This is a genomic window from Dactylosporangium sp. NPDC049140, from assembly GCF_040648435.1.
Window position 1 is genome coordinate 87,336 of the sequence record NZ_JBEZDS010000045.1, and the last position, 16,606, is coordinate 103,941.

Below are 16,606 nucleotides of genomic sequence, written 5' to 3' on the forward strand. Positions count from 1 at the left end.
CAGGATCGCGAACACCAGCGCCACGATCGCCACCAGCACCGGCCGCTTCACGATGTTCCACGTCGTGACCGCCGCGCCGCCGGCGCCGATCCACCGGCCGGGCCCGGCTCGACCTCGCCGAATGGCTGTCCCATTCCCGCCGCGGCGGCGGCCAGCCGCGATTTGTCACCCGGACGGGCGAGTGACGTCGATGTCGTCGACGTAACCGCGGAACGCGCCGGTGCCGCCGGGCTGGTCGTAGCCGATGCGGATCTGGTCGACGGTGCCGCCCGCGAGCGGGGTCAGGTCGACCGTGACCCGGTTCCACTGGTTCGCCCCGAGGTGGCCGCCCTGGCCCTGGTACTGCGGGTGCGCCCGCACGGCGTACTGGTCCACGGCCCCCGAGTCGCGCAGGCTGCGCCCGTCGGTCAGGAACAGGTCGAGGGCCACCGAGGCGCCGTTGGCGTTCTGGGGATGGATCCAGTACGTGAGCGTGGTGTGGGCGGTGAGGATCAGGTGCACGTTGTAGAGGCGGTTGTACGAGTACGAGCCGGACGCGCTCAGGTCGTTGCCCGAGTACATCAGCGCGTAGGTGCCGCCGTGGGCCAGCTCGGCGCGGCGGCCGGACTCCATCTTCGTCAGCCCGCAGCAGTAGCCGCCGACGTTGAGCGCCGACTGCACCGTGTCGGTCCACGTCAGCTGCTGCACGGTGGCGCCGAAGTCGGTGCGGAACAGCGGCCAGGCGCGCCCGGCGCCGAGCACGGGCGGCAGCGCCGAGTACCACGCGTTGGCCAGCTTCGAGTACCCGTCGTCCGTCGGGTGGATGCCGTCGGCGCCGATGTCGGCGAGCGTGAGGTTGCCGTAGAAGTCGACAAGCGGTACCCCGAGGGCCGGCAGTTTCGCGTTGAAGGCGGTCACGCGGGCGTTGACGGCCGCGTCCCGGTTGGGCACCAGCGTCGAGATGACGACCTTGATGCCGGGGGCGTCGCGGCGGACCTGCTCGACCAGCGCGCCGAGGCGGGCCGGCGCGTTGGCGACGTCGTAGTTCTGGATGATGTCGTTGGTGCCCGCGTTGATCAGCACGACGTCGGGCCTCGCGGCCCCGATCCAGGCGTCGGCCCCGGCGGCGACCTGGTCGATGCGGAAGCCCGGGTGGCCCTCGTTGTCGCGGTCGGGCCCGTTGCCGGACTGCTGCGAGCCGACGAAGTCGACCGCGATCCCGGCGTCGTCGGCGAGGTGGCGGCGCAGCTCCTCGCGGTAGCCGTTGCCGTCCGTCGAGGCGGTCCCCCAGGTGATGGAGGCGCCGAGCGGCATGATGCGCACCGGCGTCGTGGCCGCGGCCGGGCCCGGAATCGCGGTGACGAAGGTCAGCGCGGTGGCGGCCACGCCGATGACTGCGAAAGAAGGCCGTCGATGCTTGGGCACGTGCCCAGCAAAGACGGCCGTCGATGATTTGTCAACGATTGACAGAACGTCAGGCCGTCCGGCGCAGGGCCAGCAGGGCGATGTCGTCGCCGGCCGGCTGGTCCTGCAGCATCGTGGCCATGACCGTGGTGCACAGCCGGTCGGGGGCGGTCGCGGTCACGGCCGCGGCGAGGCGGTCGAGGCCCTCGCTGATCGAGCGGGCGCGGCGCTCGACCAGGCCGTCGGTGTAGAACAGCAGCGTGCCGCCCGTCGGCAGGGCGAGCGCGGTGTTGGTCCGGGCCAGGTGCATGTCGGTGCCCAGCGGCAGGTTGGCGCGGATCGTCAGCAGCTCGCCGGGCGTGGCCGGGGTGGCGAACATCGGTGGCGGGTGCCCGGCGGTCGACATGGTGACGGTGTCCAGCGACGGGTCGATGACCGCGTAGATCGCGGTGGCCATCGCGCCCGGCTCGAAGCGGTGGATCTTGCGGTCCAGGCGGGTCAGGACGTCGGCGGGATCGTCGGTCTCCAGGGCGTACGCGCGCAGGGCCGAACGGATCCGGCCCATGACCACCGCGGCGCGCAGCCCGTTGCCGGCCACGTCCCCGACCGCCACGCCGATCGCGCCCGAGGGCAGCTCGAAGACGTCGTACCAGTCCCCGCCGACACCCACCTCGGCGCCGGGCACGTACCGCACCGCGAGCTCCAGGCCGGCCATGTCCGGCGGGCGGGTCGGCAGGAGGCTGCGCTGCAGGGCGTAGGCGGTGGCCCGGTCGAGGCTGTGCATGCGCGCCTGGGTGGCCGGGGCGATCCGGTCGGCGACGAGCTGCAGCAGCTCGATGTCGCCCGCGGCGAACCGGCGCGGCCGGCGGGCGCCGACGTACAGCACCCCGAGGAGCCGCCCCGCCGTGATCATCGGCACGCCGAGCATCGAGGCGATGTGCTCGTGCAGCACAACCGGGCTCATCACGTTCGTCTCGTCGACGCGGTCGATGGCGAGGGGCTGGGCGGTCGCGGCGACCGTGCCCGCGAAGCCACGACCGACCGGCACCCGCACGCCCTGGCGCACCTCGCGCTCGAGGCCGCTGGTCGCGGTGGCGACGAGCTCGGCGCCGGTCGGGTCGAGCAGCATCACCGTCGCGGTGTCGGCGTGCAGCAGCTCGCGGGCCCGCACGAGCAGCTCCTCGAGCAGGTCCTCGACGCCCAGCTTGGACAGCGCGGCATCGGTGACCAGCTGCAGTCGCCGCAGCTGTTCCCCGCTGTCGCGCGTCCCCGTCACTGGCTGCCGCCCTCCGCGACCACTTCGACGGCGGCGAGCTGGTCCAGGCCGCTGAACGACAGCAGCGCCTCGTTGAGCGGGCTGATGCGGATGTCGAGGCGGTCGGCGTGCGCGAACAGGGTCGCCAGCGCGGCGCTGTCGAGGTAGTCGACCCGGGTCAGGTCGACCAGCGCCCGCGAGCCGCCGCCCAGCGCGTCGCGCAGCCGGGCCGCGAACTCGGCGGCGTTGGTGAGGTCGATCTCGCCGACGGCACTGAGCTGAGCGACGCCGTCGGCCGAGCGTCCGATGGTGATGTGCAGCGGCGTGGTCATGATGTGATCCTCGTGGACATCTCGACGGTCGTACCGGTGGCGCCGGTCCGCAGATCGACGTGTTGCATGAGGGCCCGCATGAGCTTGAGGCCGTGGCCGCGGTTCGGGTCGGGCTCGCTGCGCGCGGGCCGCCAGCTGCCGTTGTCGGTGACGGTGAGGTGCAGGTCGTCGCCCATCGCCCGGACCAGCAGCCGGACCCAGCCGACGCCCTCGCGGTGGCCGTGCTCGATGGCGTTGGCGCACGCCTCGCCCGCGGCGACGAGCACGCGCTGGGCGAGCTGGTTGCCGATGCCGGCCCGGTGCATCCAGCGGCGCAGGGCGGCGCGGGTCGGGGCCAGCTGGTTGCTGCGGGCCTCGAAGGACAGCTCCAGCGGGGCCGGGTGGCGGTACAGCAGCAGCGCCACGTCGTCGCTGGCGCCGTCCTCGCCGATCATTCGCGCCATGACCTGGTCGGCGAGCTCGTCGATGGGCAGGGCCTGGTGCGACTGCACGGCCTCGGCGGCGTTGCCGATGCCGACGGTGAGCGGGCGCCGGCGGCGTTCGACGAGCCCGTCCGTGTACACCAGCAGCACCCCCCGCGGCGGCACGGCCGCGCGCGCCTCGTCCCGCCCGCCGTCGCGCGGCACGCCGATGGGCAGTCCCCGCCCGCCCTCCAGCAGCTCGCTGCGCGCATCGGGCCAGGACAGGATGGCCGGCGGGTGGCCGGCGCTGGAGTACACCAGGCCGCCGTCCTCCGGGTCGAGGATGGCGCAGAACGCCGTGGTGCACACCGCCCCGGGCAGCAGGGCCGCGAACCGGTCCAGCGCGGTCAGCACCTCGCCCGGCCCGGTCGCCTGCAGCAGCAGGGCGCGGGCGGCGCTGCGCAGCTGGCCCATGATGGTGGCGGCGGTCAGCCCGCGGCCGACGCAGTCGCCGACCATGATGCCGATGCGCCCGTCGGGCAGGCCGATGGCGTCGTACCAGTCGCCGCCGACCTCCAGCGGCCGGGTCGCCGGCTGGTAGCGCACCGCGAAGCCGGCCGGCAGCACGACCGGGCCCAGGATCGAGCGCTGGAGCGTGACGGCGACCTCGCGCTCCCGGTCGAACGCGTAGGCCCGGTGCACCGCCTGCGCGAGCGAGCCGCACAGCAGCAACAACAGCGTCTGGTCCTCGGTGCCGAAGCCGCGGGCCGGGTCGAGCGCCAGCCGGATCCCGACCGGCCCGAGCGGCGACTCGATGGACGTGCCGGCGCCGGCGGGCCGGCCGGCGTCGCCGATGTCGATGAGGATGCGGGACGGGCCGAGGTCGCGCAGGTCGTCGAGGACCGGCGGCAGCTCGGCCCCGTCGGCCGCGTCGGTGACCGTGACGCTCCCCGCGCGGGCGGTCACGCCGGTGGCGTGCCACTGCCGGCGCAGCTGGGCGGCGGCCGCCTGCAGCACCTCGGGCACGGTCCGGGCGCCGGCCAGCCGCTCGTTCATGGCGTTGAGCGCCGTCTCGCGCTGGGCCGCCGAGCGCTCCGTGGTGATGTCGCGCAGCGTGCCGACGAGCATCGCCGAGCCGCCGTCGTCGTGCACGGAGTTGATCGTGACGGCGGCCCACAGCCGGTGCCCGTCGCGGTGGCGCACCGGCATCACCAGGCTGCCCTGCCGCCCCGAGACGACGCGGCGGTACTGGGCCATGACCTCCTCGTAGGCGACCGGGTCGGTGTCCGGGTCCGGCCACCACGGGTGCGGCGGCGCGTACGGTACCCCGTCGGCCGGGTACCCCAGGATGTCGGCGAACGCGGCGTTGACCTCGACGACGGCGCCGCCGGCGTCGGCGACGAAGAAGCCCTCCTGCAACGAGTCGACGAGCGCGCTGCGGAACCGGGCGTGCTGGTTGCGCAGCCGCGCCAGGTCGACGTTGGCCCGGACGCGGGCCAGCAGCTCCTGGGCCTCGAACGGCTTGACGAGGTAGTCGTCGGCCCCGGCCGAGAGCCCCTCGACCGCCGCCTCCTGCCCCGCCCGCGCGGACAGCAGCATGACCGGGACGCCGGCGGTGCGCGGGTCGGCCCGCAGCGCCGCCACGAGGGCCAGGCCGTCCAGGCCGGGCATCATCACGTCGCTGACGATCAGGTCCGGCGGCCGGGCCCGGGCGGCGGCGAGGGCGGCGGAACCGTCGGCGACCGTCGCCACCTCGTACCGGGCGGCCAGCAGCCGGCGCAGGTAGTCGCGCATGTCGGTGTTGTCGTCGGCGACGAGCACGCGGGCGCGGGGGCCGTCGCCGGGCGCCGCGGGTACCACCGGCCCGGCGGCGTCCTGCGGGTCGTCCTCGGGGGCGCCGGGCAGCCAGCGCAGCGCCTCGCGCACGAACGGCTCGGCGGTCTCGGTGGCGGTGTCGCTGCCCGTCGAGGTCGCGAGCTGGTCGGCCGGCAGGTGCGCCGAGCCGAACGGCAGGCGGATGGTGAACGTGGTGCCGGAGCCGGGCCCGCTGACCGCCTCGATCGTGCCGCCGTGCAGGTACACCAGCTCCTGCACCAGGGCGAGGCCGATCCCGCTGCCCTCGTTGGAGCGGGCCCGCGCGGTGGGGATGCGGTGGAAGCGCTCGAACAGCCGCGGCATCTCCTCGGCCGGCACGCCGATGCCGGTGTCGGCCACGGTCACGACGGCGTGCTCGCCCGCGGCGGCCACGGCGACCCGGACGCCGCCGTCGAACGTGAACTTGAGCGCGTTGCTGAGCAGGTTGAGCACGATCTTCTCCCACATGCCCCGGTCGGCGTACACCGGCCGGGGCAGCGGCGGGCAGTCGACCTCGAAGGCCAGCCCGGCCCGCTCGACCGCGGCCCGGAACACGCTGGCCAGCTCGGCGGTGAACGCCGGCAGGTCGACCGGCTCGTAGTGCGCCTGCATCCGGCCCGCCTCGATGCGGGAGAAGTCCAGCAGCGTGTTGACGAGCTTGCCCAGCCGCAGCCCGTTGCGGTGGATGACCTCGACCTCGTTGCGGGCCCGGTGGTCGTCGGCGGGCAGCCGGTCGCGCAGCTCCTGCAACGGTCCCATGATCAGGCTCAGCGGCGTGCGGAACTCGTGGCTGATGTTGGAGAAGAACGTCGTCTTGGCCCGGTCGAGCTCGGCGAGCTCCTCGGCCCGCAACTGCTGCGCCTGGTAGCTGCGGGCGCTGGCGATGCCGGTGGCCACGTGCCCGGCGGCGAGCTCGAGGAAGCCGCGGTAGCCCTGGTCGAGCAGCCGGTACCGGTTGAGCCCGGCGACGAGGAAGCCGTAGGGCGCCGCGCCCTGGCGCAGCAGCGGCATCAGCAGCGCCTCGGCCGGCGGCTCGGGCCAGGCGCCGGTGGGCAGCCCGTCGAGGTCGCGCAGGTCGACCCGGGTGGGCGTGCCGGCCAGCGGCCACGGCGCCGCGACCCCGTCCGCGCCGATGCGCGCCGGGGCGGCCGGGTGCCCCGCCGGGAAGCCGGTCGTGGCGGCCAGGCGCGCGCCGGCGTCGTCGAAGAGGTACGTCAGCGTGAAGGGCAGGTCGCGGCCGTTGCGCATGAGCTGCTCGGCGGCGAAGGCGAGCATCTCCTGCTCGGTGCGCACGACGCTCGGGTCGGAGCCGAGGTCGCGCAGCGTGGCCATGCGCCGCTCGCCGATGACGCGCTCGGTGTCCTCGCTGACCACGCAGAGCATGCCGGTGAGCGCGCCGTCGTCGTTGCGCACCGGGCTGTAGGAGAAGGTGTGGTACGTCTCCTCGCGGTACCCGGAGCGCTCCAGGAACAGCAGCAGCGCCTCGTCCCAGGTCGCGGCGCCCGTGCCGAGCACGGACTCGATGCGCGGGCCGATGGTGTCCCAGATCTCGGCCCAGACCTCGCTGGCGGGGCGGCCCAGCGCCCACGGGTACTTGCGGCCGAGCGTGTCGCGGCGGTACGCGGCGTTGCAGAAGAACGTCAGCCGCGGGCCCCACGCCATCCACATCGGGAACCGCGAGGCCAGCAGGATGCTCACCGCGGTACGCAGGCTCTGCGGCCACCCGCCGGGCGGCCCGAGCGGTGTCGCCGCCCAGTCCACGGCGGCCAGGTCCCGGCCGACCTCGGCGTCCGCGGCGAACACGTCGGCCCCGTCGGGACGCCTGCCTTCGGGCATGCGGCCCCTCCCCCTTGCTCGCCCGGCATGATCGGTCGCGGTCCCAGTGCCCAGTCACCGCGGACTTCAATCACGGCGGGGCCGCCGTACGGGTATACCGCAGTTCCGCTTTGGACGACGTGTGGTCGTCCCGGCGACGGCCCCCGGTCGATCGATGCCGCTAAAGTCCCGGCATGGGGACCCGGGGGAAGACGATCGCCGCGGCGCTGGTCGCCGTCGCCCTGCTCGGCTGCGGGTTCTGGTCGCGCGGGCCGAGCGACGGCAACGAGGCGGCGCGCAACGAGGCCGAGTGGGCGGCCAAGCAGATCCAGGCCGAGATCGGCAACAACGGCGACGGGCGCGACGCCGAGTCGGTCACCGCGACCGTGATCATGCCGCTGCAGATGCCCCCCGAGATCCAGGTCGTGCCGGTGGCCTGGTCCGGGCGGGCCTCCAGTGACGAGCGGGGCGTCATCGAGATCCAGATCGACGTCTGGGAGCCCGAACGCAAGGGGCAGTCGCTGGGCGACCCCGGTCAGACCGCCGGGCACGCCACCGCCTGCTACCGGTACACGATGCAGATCTACCGTGGCACCGCCTACGCCGGGATTCCGTGCCCGAAGACCCACATGACGAGCATGCCCTCGGAAACGCCGCTGCCGCGGCTGCCGGACGACGCCCGGGCCCGCCTCGCGAACGCCCTGCGCACCGCGACCCCGCAGACGCTGGCGAGCACGGTGCGGGCCGCGTTCCCGCAGGACTACATCACCGTCGACACCACCACCACCACGGACCAGGGCACCCTCGTGGCCGCCGTGGGCGTGCCCCACCCCCAGACGCGCGACTGCATCGTCATGATCAAGGACCCGGGCGCCGAGCCGAAGCCGGTCGACCTCCCGCGCATCCAGCTCCAGCCGGGCGAGTCGGGCTGCCACACCCGCCTCTACACCAATCCGGTGCGCTGAGGATCAGCCGAGCCGGGCCAGGTCCTCGCCGGTCAGCCGGAGCCCGCCGGCGGCGACGTTCTCCTCGAGGTGGGCCAGGGAGCCGGTACCCGGGATCAGCACGATGTTCGGGGAGCGGGCCAGCAGCCAGGCCAGGGCGACCTGCGGTACCGACGCGCCGTGCCGGGCCGCCACCGTGCTCAGGGCGTCCGCCGTCAGCGGGGCGAAGCCGCCGACCGGGAAGAAGGGCACGTACGCGATGCCCGCCTCCGCGCACGCGTCCACGAGCGGGTCGTCGTCGCGGGCCGCGATGTTGTAGAGGTTCTGCACGCACACGATGTCGGCGGCCTTGCGCGCCCGGTCGACCTGGTCCCGATCCACGTTCGACACGCCCAGGTGCCGGATCAGGCCCTCCGCGCGCAGGGCCATGAGGGTCTCCAGGGCCGGCTCCAGGGGTGCGTCGGCGTGGCCGCGGTCGCCCAGGCGCAGGTTCACCACGTCGAGCCGGTCCAGGCCCAGGGTGCGCAGGTTCGCCTCGACGCCGCGGCGCAGGCCGTCGGGCGTGAGGCCGGTGTGCTCGGCGGCCGGGCGGCCGAGGTCGTCGCCCTCGACGAGGGCGCCCACCTTCGTCACGATGACCAGGCCGGCCGGGTACGGGTGCAGCGCCGTCCGGATCAGCTCGTTGGCGGCCACGCCGGCGCGGGCGTAGTAGTTCGACGTGTCGAGGTGGTCGACGCCCAGCTCCACGGCCCGGCGCAGGATCGCCAGCGCGGTGTCCCGGTCGGGCGCGTCGCCGCGCGGCCAGCCCGTGAGCTTCATCGTGCCGTACCCGACCCGGCCGACGCCCAGATCGCCGCCGAAGAACCATCGCTCGCTCGTCACGAGGGCCGACAGTACCGCAGCCGCGTCCGGTACCTTGGTGGCCGTGACGGGCGCCGATATCCGGCTGGGGATCGACTTCGGCACGTCGAGCACCGTCGCGGTGCTCGCGCTACCGGGCCGGGAGCCGCGGCCGCTGCTCTTCGACGGCTCGCCGCTGCTGCCCTCGGCCGTCGGGCTGGACCCCACCGGGCGGCTCGTCGTGGGCCGCGACGCGCTGCACGCGGCGGTCGGCGCGCCCGGGTCCGTGGAGCGCTACCCGAAGCGGTGCATCGACGACGGTACCGTCCTGCTGGGCGACACCGAGCACACGGTCGCCGCGCTGTTCGGGGCGGTGCTCGGCCGGGTGCTCGACGAGGCCGCCCGCGCCGCCGGCGGCCCGCCGTCCGAGGTCGTCATCACGCATCCGGCCGCGTGGGGTGGCGAGCGGCGGTCGGTCCTGCGCCAGGCCGTGGCCCCGCGGTCGGTACGCCTGGTCAGCGAACCGGTCGCGGCCGCGCACCACCTCGTCTCGGTCGCGGCCGATCGGCTGCCGGACGGCACGGCGGCGCTGGTGTACGACTTCGGGGCCGGCACGTTCGACGCGACGGTCGTGCGCCGCAACGGCGCCGGGCTCGCATGGGAGGTGCTCGCCACCCAGGGCCGCCCGGACTCCGGCGGCCTCGACATCGACGCGGCGATCGTCGCGCACCTCGAACGGGCGCTGCCGGACGAGGCGGCGTGGCGGCGGCTGAACGAGCCGGACTCGCCCGCCGACCGGCGCGCCCGCCAGCAGCTGTGGGAGAACGTGCGCACCGGCAAGGAGTCGCTCACCCGCGCCGGGCAGACGCTCATCCACGTGCCGCTGCTCGACGTGGAGGTACCACTGGGGCGGGAGGAGCTCGACGCGCTGGCCGCACCCGTCCTGGCCCGCTGCACCGAGACGACCCGGGCGGTGCTCGGCCTCGCCGGGGTCGACGCCGGCACGATCCTGCTCGTGGGCGGGGCCAGCCGCATGCCCGCCGTCGCGGCCACGCTGCACCGCGAGTTCGGCGTCGAGCCGCTCACCCTCGACCAGCCCGAGCTCGCCGTCGCCGAGGGCAGCCTGGAGGCCGGGGACAGCGCGATCGAGGCCGTCGACGACAGCGGCGACTGGCCGTTCGCCACGCCGCTGCCCGCCCCGGCGCCGGTCCGCCCGCGCCGCACCCGGGTGCTCATGGCGGCCGGGGCCGGGCTCGCCGTCGCCGCGGGGGTGGCGGCGGTGGCGCTCGCCGACGGGCCGTCGCCGCCGGGGGTCGTCGCCACGTCGGCCGGCGCGTCCGGAGGCCCTTCGCCGTCCGTCTCCCCGGCGCGCACCTACGGCGCCGGGATCGACCCGTGCCTGCTCGGCACCTGGAGGACCGTCTCGCACCGCAACTACGGCACAATCGACGGCCAGCGGGTGCAGTACGTCGGCCCCGGCGGCGACATCACGGTGTACCGCGACGACAACACGCTGACCGTCGACTACGACCCGGGCGCGCCGGACGTCGCCGTGGTGGGCGGCGTGACGTGGGAGTCCAAGCTCCGCGGCCAGGTCACCATGCGCTGGACCGCCGGCGACGGGGAGATGCTCTCGACGGTGGTCACCTCGACCGCGCGGGGCCGGCTGACCCGCAACGGCAAGTTCAACAACGACGAGGTGACGACGTTCAGCCTGGAGCCGGAGAAGTACACCTGCACCGCGACCCGGCTGACCGAGGTGAGCACCCTGGGCAACTGGGCCGCGGACTCCGAGCGCATCGGCTGATCACCCGAGGCCGTCGAGAGACGTCAGGCTCCGCCGCCAGCACCGCGGGGCGCAGGCCGTACACGGAATCGCGGCCGACGTCACGCCGATCCGCACCAGGAACACGCGGTCACCCTACGAGACGACGAAGACGATCCGGCCTCGGGCGTGCCGGGTCTCGCTCAGTTCGTGGGCCGCGGCCGCCGCCTCGAGCGGGAACGTCGCCGCGATCGGGATGTGCAGCCGGCCCTCGTCGGCCAGGGCGGCCGCGAGGGCCAGGGCGTGGACCGCCAGCGGATCCCCGCCGGCGGCGGACGGGGAGCCGTGGGACATGTGCACGCCGTGGGCCGCGGCGGTGAGGTCGGCGATGGTCACCACGCGCGCCGGGGTGCCCGCGACGGCGATCAGGTCCGGCAGGGCGCCGCCCGCGGTGTCGAAGACCGCGTCGACGCCGTCCGGGGCCAGGGGGCGCACGCGGTCGGGCAGGCCCTCGCCGTACACCACGGGAATCGCGCCCAGCGAGCGCAGGAAGGCGTGGTTGGCCGGGCTCGCGGTGCCGATGACCGTCGCGCCCCGCGCCGTCGCCAGCTGGACCGCGACCGTGCCGACGCCGCCCGCCGCGCCGTGCACGAGCACGGTGTGACCGGGGCCGACGCCGAGGCGGTCCAGCACGCGCGTGCCCGTCTCGACGGTACCGGCGGCACCGCCCGCCTCCGCCCAGGTCCACGCGGCCGGCTTCGCGGCCCAGGCGACGAGGACGGCGTGCTCGGCGTGGGCGCCCCGGGCCGCCATCGCGGTCCAGCCGAACACCTCGTCGCCGGCGGCGGTGCCGGTCACGCCCGGGCCGACCTCGTCGACGACCCCGGCGGCGTCGAAGCCGGTGCGGAACGGGAAGGCCGCCGGGACCACATCGCGCAGCCGCCCGGAGCGGATGCGGGTCTCACCGGCCGAGAAGCCCGACGCGCGCACGGCGATGCGGATCTCCCCCGGGCCGGCGTGGGGCGGCGGGACGTCGGCTACGTGGACGACGGCGGGCGGGCCGTACTCGGTGAACTGGACTGCTCGCATGATCCGGACCGTAACGGAACCCCCCGCCCGCCTGGCTAAAGTGAGAGGGGTGACGGCGGAAGTGAGACAGCGCTCGGACGCGCGGGACAACCGGGGGCGCATCCTCGCCGTCGCGCGCGCGGCGTTCGCGGCCGAGGGGCTCGGCGTGCCGATCCGGGAGATCGCGCGGCGGGCGGAGGTCGGGCCGGCGACGGTGTACCGGCACTTCCCGACCAAGGAGGCGCTGCTCACAGCGGCCGCCGCGGCCGCCGGGCCGGCGCTGTGCTCGGCGATCGTGGAGCGGGGGCTCGCCGAGGCCGACCCGTGGCACGGTTTCCGCCACGTGGTCGGGGAGCTGATGCGCCGGCCCGCCCGCCGCCGCCCGCCCACCGGCTACCTGCGCTCCGATCGCGAGCGGACGGTACGCCTGCTGCTGCGGCTCATCGCGAGCGCCAAGGCGTCCGGCGAGCTGCGCGCCGACCTCGAGCTGGAGGACGTCGTCGTGGCGCTGATGGCCAACGAGGGCATCCGGGCCGGGTCGCCCGCGGTTCGCGCGGCGGCGTCGCGGCGGTTCGCGGCGCTGACGATCGAGTCGTTCCGGGCGCGCCCGGAGCCGGCGGCGCTGCCCCCGGCGGCCCGGGTGCTTTCTTAGGCTCGTCTTAGACAGACGGTAGTGTATTTCGTAGGGCCGCCCCCGATGCTGGTCGTTGAAACTTCAACAACAGCTTCGGGAGGCTCGCCATGACCAGCACCATCGCCCGTCCCGGCATCTCGTGGAAGTCGACCCTCGCCGCCGCCGGCATCGGGGCGGTCGGCGGGTTCGTCGTCAACAGCGTGATCGCGCTGACCGGGCGGGGCCTGCTCGACGCGCCGAGCGAGTTCATGCCGTTGCAGCCGCAGGTGTACGGCATGCTGACCCTCGTCGGCGCGCTCGCCGGCGCCGTCGGCTGGCACCTGATCGCGAGCCGGGCCCGCGACGCCGTCCGCCTGCTGCGGGTGCTGGTGCCCGCCGTGCTCGTGCTCTCGTGGATCCCCGACGTGCTGCTGCTCGCGAACAAGTCGCAGCCGGGCACCACGACCGCCGGGGTCCTCTGCCTGATGCTGATGCACCTCGGGGTGGCCGCCGCGGCCGTCCCGGCGTACCGCCGGCTCATCCCGCCGCGGTCGTAGCCCGGGGACGCGGTCAGGCCGGCACCGTGACGGCGGACCGGCAGCCCTGCCTCCGCGCGGCCTGAGGACGCGGGTCAGCGGACGCCGGGCAGGCTCAGGGTCATGGTCAGCCCGCCGCCCGGGGTCGGCTCCGGCCGCAGGGTGCCGCCCATCGCCTCGGCCAGGCCGCGGGACAGAGCCAGGCCGAGGCCGACGCCCGTGGAGTTGTCGCGGTCGCCGAGGCGCTGGAACGGCTGGAACACGCGGTCGTGGTCGGCCGCCGGCAGGCCCGGGCCGTGGTCGACGACCCGGATCTCGACCCGCTCGGCGTGGGCGCTGGCCCCGATCGACGGCGGGCGGTCCGGCGGGCTGTGCCGCAGGGCGTTGGCGATCAGGTTGACTAGGATGCGCTCCAGCAGCGCCGGGTCGGCGGTGACCTCCGGCAGCTCCTCGGGCACGCTGATCGCGACGGCCGCGTCGAGGTCGTCGGTGGCGCGGGGCAGGGCGTCGGCGAGGTCGACCGCCTCCAGCGTCAGGGCGAGGGCGCCGGCCTGCAGGCGGGACATGTCGAGCAGGTTCTCGACCAGGCGGGTGAGCTTGTCCAGCGACTCCTCGGCGGTGGCGAGCAGCTCCCCGGTGTCCTCGGGCGAGAAGTCGACGTCGGCGCTGCGCAGGCTGCCGACGGCGGCCTTGGCCGAGGCGAGCGGGGTGCGCAGGTCGTGGCTGACCGCGGAGAGCAGCGCGGTGCGCAGCCGGTCGACCTCGGCGAGGGTACCCGCGGCGGCGGCCTGCTCGCCCAGGCGGCGCTGGCGCAGGGCGATCGCGGCGTGCGCGGCGAACGCCTCGACCAGGCGCCGGGCGGTCGCGGGCAGGGCGTGTCCGCGCAGCACCAGGGCCACGTTCTCCTCGATCGGTACCTCCGTCTCGCCGTCGGCCGGCGAGGTGCACGGTGCGGCGCCGACCGAGGCGGCCACCTGCCACGGCGCGTGCTCCGAGTCCCGCTCCAGCAGCGTCACGCAGGACTGGCCGAAGGACTCGCGGACCCGCTCCAGCAGCGCCTCGAGCGGGTTGTCGCCGTGCAGGACGCTGCCGGCGAGGGTGGCCAGGGTCTGGGCCTCGGCCGAGGCGCGGGCGGCGTCGCGGGCCCGGCGGGCGGCGCCGTCGACGACGGTGGCCACGGCGACCGCGACGCCGACGAACGCGACGAGCGCGAAGAGGTTCTCCCGCTCGTCGATCGTGAACCGGTTGAGCGGCGGCGTGAAGAACCAGTTGAGCAGCAGGAAGCCGCCGACGGCGCAGATGAGCGCGGGCAGCAGGCCGCCGACGAGCGCGGCGGCGACGGCCAGCACCAGGTAGGCGAGGATCTCGGTGGTCAGCGCCGTCCCGTCGCGCAGGGCGTCGAGGACCAGGGTCAGCAGCGGTAGGCCGGCCGCGGCGACGAGCAGGCCGGCGATGCGCCGGCGGCGGTCGAGGCCGCCCGGGCGCCGGGCGCGGAAGGCGAACCGGCGCGCCTCCTCGTGGCTGACGAGGTGCACGTCGATGGCGCCGGACTCGGCGGTGGTGGTGGTGCCCACGCCGGGCGAGAGGATCTGGGCGAGGCGGCCGCGGCGGCTGGCGCCGAGGACGAGCTGGGTGGCGTTGACGCCGCGGGCGAAGTCGAGCAGCGCCTGCGGGACATTCGCCCCGAGGACCTGGTGGTAGGTGCCGCCGAGGGACTCCACGAGCAGCCGCTGCCGGGTGAGGCGGGCCGGGTCCGCGGCGGCGAGCCCGTCGCCGCGGACCACGTGCACGGCGAGGAGGTCGGCGGCCTTGGTCCGGGCGGCGACCCGCGCGGCCCGGCGGATGAGCGTGTCGCCCTCCGGGCCGCCGGTCAGCGCGACCACGACCCGTTCCCGGGTCTCCCACTTCTTGTCGATGCCGTGCTCGCTGCGGTACCGGTCGAGCTGCTCGTCGACCTTGCCGGCCAGCCACAGCAGGGCGAGCTCGCGCAGGGCGGTGAGGTTGCCGACCCGGAAGTAGTTGCCGAGCGCGGCGTCGATCTTCTCCGGTTTGTAGACGTTGCCGTGCGCCATCCGCCGCCGCAGCGCCTCCGGGGTCATGTCGACGAGCTCGATCTGCTCCGCCCGCCGGACCACGGCGTCGGGGACGGTCTCGCGCTGCGGCACGCCGGTGATCGCCTCGACGACGTCGTTGAGCGACTCCAGGTGCTGCACGTTGACGGTGGTCAGCACGTCGATGCCGGCCTCGAGGAGCCGGTCGACGTCCTGCCACCGCTTGGCGTGGCCGCTGCCGGGCACGTTGGTGTGCGCGAGCTCGTCGACGAGGGCGACCTCGGGCCGGCGGGCCAGGACGGCGTCGAGGTCGAGCTCGGTGAAGGCCGCGCCCCGGTAGGTCATGTCCCGGCGCGGGACGGTCTCCAGGCCCTCGAGCATCGCCTCGGTGGCGGGGCGGTCGTGGGTCTCCACGAACCCGACGACCACGTCGGTGCCGCGTTCGCGGCGGCGCCGCCCCTCCTCCAGCATCTTGTAGGTCTTGCCAACGCCGGGCGCCGCGCCCAGGTACACCCGCAGCGTCCCGCGCGCCGTCATGTCAGCTCCGATCCAGGGCGAGGTTCAGCTCGAGCACGTTGACCGCCGGTTCCCCGATGAACCCGAGCGTACGGCCTCCGGTGTGCTCGTCCACCAGCCTGCGCACGTCGGCCTCGGACCGGTTGCGCGCCTGGGCGACCCGCGGCACCTGGAGGTTCGCGTAGGCGACGCTGATGTGCGGGTCGAGGCCGCTGCCGCTGGCCGTGACCGCGTCGGCCGGCACCGCCGGGTGATCGGGCGCGTCGCCGCGGATCGCGACCAGCGCGCCGCCGGGCTCGCCGGTGGCGCACTCGACCGCGCGGCCCTGGTACGACGCCACGAAGGGAACCGCGGGACAGGCCTGGTAGGCGCTGACGACCCGGTCCGGGGACACCGCCAGCACCGCGGCGTGGCCGTCGGGGGCGCAGTAGGGCCGAGCGCCGTCGACGCGCTCGAGCTCCCCCACCGCCTTGCTGCGCTCGCAGACAAGGTTCAGCAGCTTGAGGTTCTCGGGGCCGAGGTTGCTGGCGCCGGTCGAGGTCGGGTCGTAGCCGTCGCCGGCCGCCGAAGGGCGCGACTGGAAGTACTGCCGCAGCGGTTGTCCCTGACCGTCCACGAAGGACTGTCCGATGAGGTCACGGTGGTCGCGGTTCAGGCCCGGCAGGCGGGCGGCGGCGACCATGAGCAGCGGGTAGGCCAGGCCGAGCACGACGGTCAGCAGGACCAGGGCACGCAGGGCGGCGAGGTGCTGGGCGAGCCAGGCTGGGAGGCGCATGTCAGATCCCGGGGATGGTCATGACGACGAGGTCGATGAGCTTGATGCCGATGAACGGCACGATCACCCCGCCGGCGCCGTAGACGAGCAGGTTGCGGCGGAGCATGGCGGCGGCGGAGCCGGGCCGGTACCGCACGCCGCGCAGGGCGAGGGGGATCAGCGCGATGATGACCAGGGCGTTGAAGATGACCGCGGACAGGATCGCCGAGGTCGGCGAGTGCAGCCGCATGATGTTGAGCCGGTCCAGGCCCGGGTACACGGCCGCGAACATCGCCGGGATGATCGCGAAGTACTTGGCGATGTCGTTGGCGATGGAGAACGTGGTCAGCGCGCCGCGGGTGATGAGCAGCTGCTTGCCGATCCCGACGATCTCGATGAGCTTCGTCGGGTCGGAGTCGAGGTCGACCATGTTGCCGGCCTCTTTCGCGGCCGACGTGCCGGTGTTCATGGCCACGCCG

The 16,606-nt window shown here is 74.8% G+C and carries 12 protein-coding genes and 1 pseudogene; 4 read left to right on the forward strand and 9 right to left on the reverse strand.

The window, feature by feature from the left end:
* Window positions 1–165 precede the first annotated feature (165 nt).
* The 4 genes from AB0B76_RS45460 to AB0B76_RS45475 form a co-directional block, all read right to left on the reverse strand.
* On the reverse strand, window positions 166–1,365 hold the full coding sequence (locus AB0B76_RS45460; RefSeq protein WP_360388116.1) for an SGNH/GDSL hydrolase family protein: 1,200 nt from the start codon (window positions 1,363–1,365) through the stop codon (window positions 166–168).
* Window positions 1,366–1,453: 88 nt separating this feature from the next.
* Window positions 1,454–2,659 carry a GAF domain-containing SpoIIE family protein phosphatase gene (locus AB0B76_RS45465; protein WP_360388119.1) on the reverse strand — a complete coding sequence of 402 codons (1,206 nt, stop codon included), beginning with the start codon at window positions 2,657–2,659 and terminating at the stop codon, window positions 1,454–1,456.
* Window positions 2,656–2,970, reverse strand: coding sequence for an STAS domain-containing protein (locus tag AB0B76_RS45470; protein WP_360388121.1), 315 nt, complete (start codon window positions 2,968–2,970; stop codon window positions 2,656–2,658). Before AB0B76_RS45470 ends, AB0B76_RS45465 begins: the two co-directional genes overlap by 4 nt.
* Window positions 2,967–7,061, reverse strand: coding sequence for a SpoIIE family protein phosphatase (locus AB0B76_RS45475; protein ID WP_360388124.1), 4,095 nt, complete (start codon window positions 7,059–7,061; stop codon window positions 2,967–2,969). Before AB0B76_RS45475 ends, AB0B76_RS45470 begins: the two co-directional genes overlap by 4 nt.
* 173 nt (window positions 7,062–7,234) lie before the next feature.
* On the opposite strand from AB0B76_RS45475, the gene AB0B76_RS45480 reads away from it, so the two are divergent.
* Entirely contained in the window at window positions 7,235–8,005 is a 771-nt protein-coding gene (locus AB0B76_RS45480) for a hypothetical protein (protein ID WP_360388127.1), read from the forward strand.
* 3 nt (window positions 8,006–8,008) lie between these two features.
* Here AB0B76_RS45480 and AB0B76_RS45485 read toward each other — a convergent pair whose 3' ends face one another.
* The gene (locus tag AB0B76_RS45485) at window positions 8,009–8,866 is read right to left on the reverse strand and encodes an oxidoreductase (protein ID WP_360388130.1); all 858 of its coding nucleotides are present in this window, start codon (window positions 8,864–8,866) and stop codon (window positions 8,009–8,011) included.
* 43 nt (window positions 8,867–8,909) lie between these two features.
* Between AB0B76_RS45485 and AB0B76_RS45490 the strand changes: the two genes are divergently transcribed.
* On the forward strand, window positions 8,910–10,631 hold the full coding sequence (locus tag AB0B76_RS45490; protein WP_360388133.1) for an Hsp70 family protein: 1,722 nt from the start codon (window positions 8,910–8,912) through the stop codon (window positions 10,629–10,631).
* Between the two features lie 114 nt (window positions 10,632–10,745).
* On the opposite strand, the gene AB0B76_RS45495 is transcribed toward AB0B76_RS45490, so the two are convergent.
* Entirely contained in the window at window positions 10,746–11,678 is a 933-nt protein-coding gene (locus tag AB0B76_RS45495; RefSeq protein ID WP_360388135.1) for an NADP-dependent oxidoreductase, read from the reverse strand.
* Between the two features lie 49 nt (window positions 11,679–11,727).
* Between AB0B76_RS45495 and AB0B76_RS45500 the strand changes: the two genes are divergently transcribed.
* Window positions 11,728–12,309, forward strand: coding sequence for a helix-turn-helix domain-containing protein (locus AB0B76_RS45500; RefSeq protein WP_360388138.1), 582 nt, complete (start codon window positions 11,728–11,730; stop codon window positions 12,307–12,309).
* A gap of 89 nt (window positions 12,310–12,398) precedes the next feature.
* Window positions 12,399–12,827: a DUF6069 family protein gene (locus AB0B76_RS45505; protein ID WP_360388141.1), complete on the forward strand. Its 429-nt coding sequence runs from the start codon at window positions 12,399–12,401 to the stop codon at window positions 12,825–12,827.
* Window positions 12,828–12,901: 74 nt separating this feature from the next.
* On the opposite strand, the gene AB0B76_RS45510 is transcribed toward AB0B76_RS45505, so the two are convergent.
* The 3 genes and pseudogenes from AB0B76_RS45510 to AB0B76_RS45520 form a co-directional block, all read right to left on the reverse strand.
* Window positions 12,902–15,394: an ATP-binding protein gene (locus AB0B76_RS45510; protein WP_360388144.1), complete on the reverse strand. Its 2,493-nt coding sequence runs from the start codon at window positions 15,392–15,394 to the stop codon at window positions 12,902–12,904.
* Between the two features lies 1 nt (window position 15,395).
* Complete coding sequence (locus tag AB0B76_RS45515; RefSeq protein ID WP_360388147.1) at window positions 15,396–16,148, reverse strand: potassium-transporting ATPase subunit C; 753 nt, start codon at window positions 16,146–16,148, stop codon at window positions 15,396–15,398.
* 1 nt (window position 16,149) lies between these two features.
* A pseudogene (locus AB0B76_RS45520) lies at window positions 16,150–16,606 on the reverse strand (potassium-transporting ATPase subunit B); the annotation flags it as partial.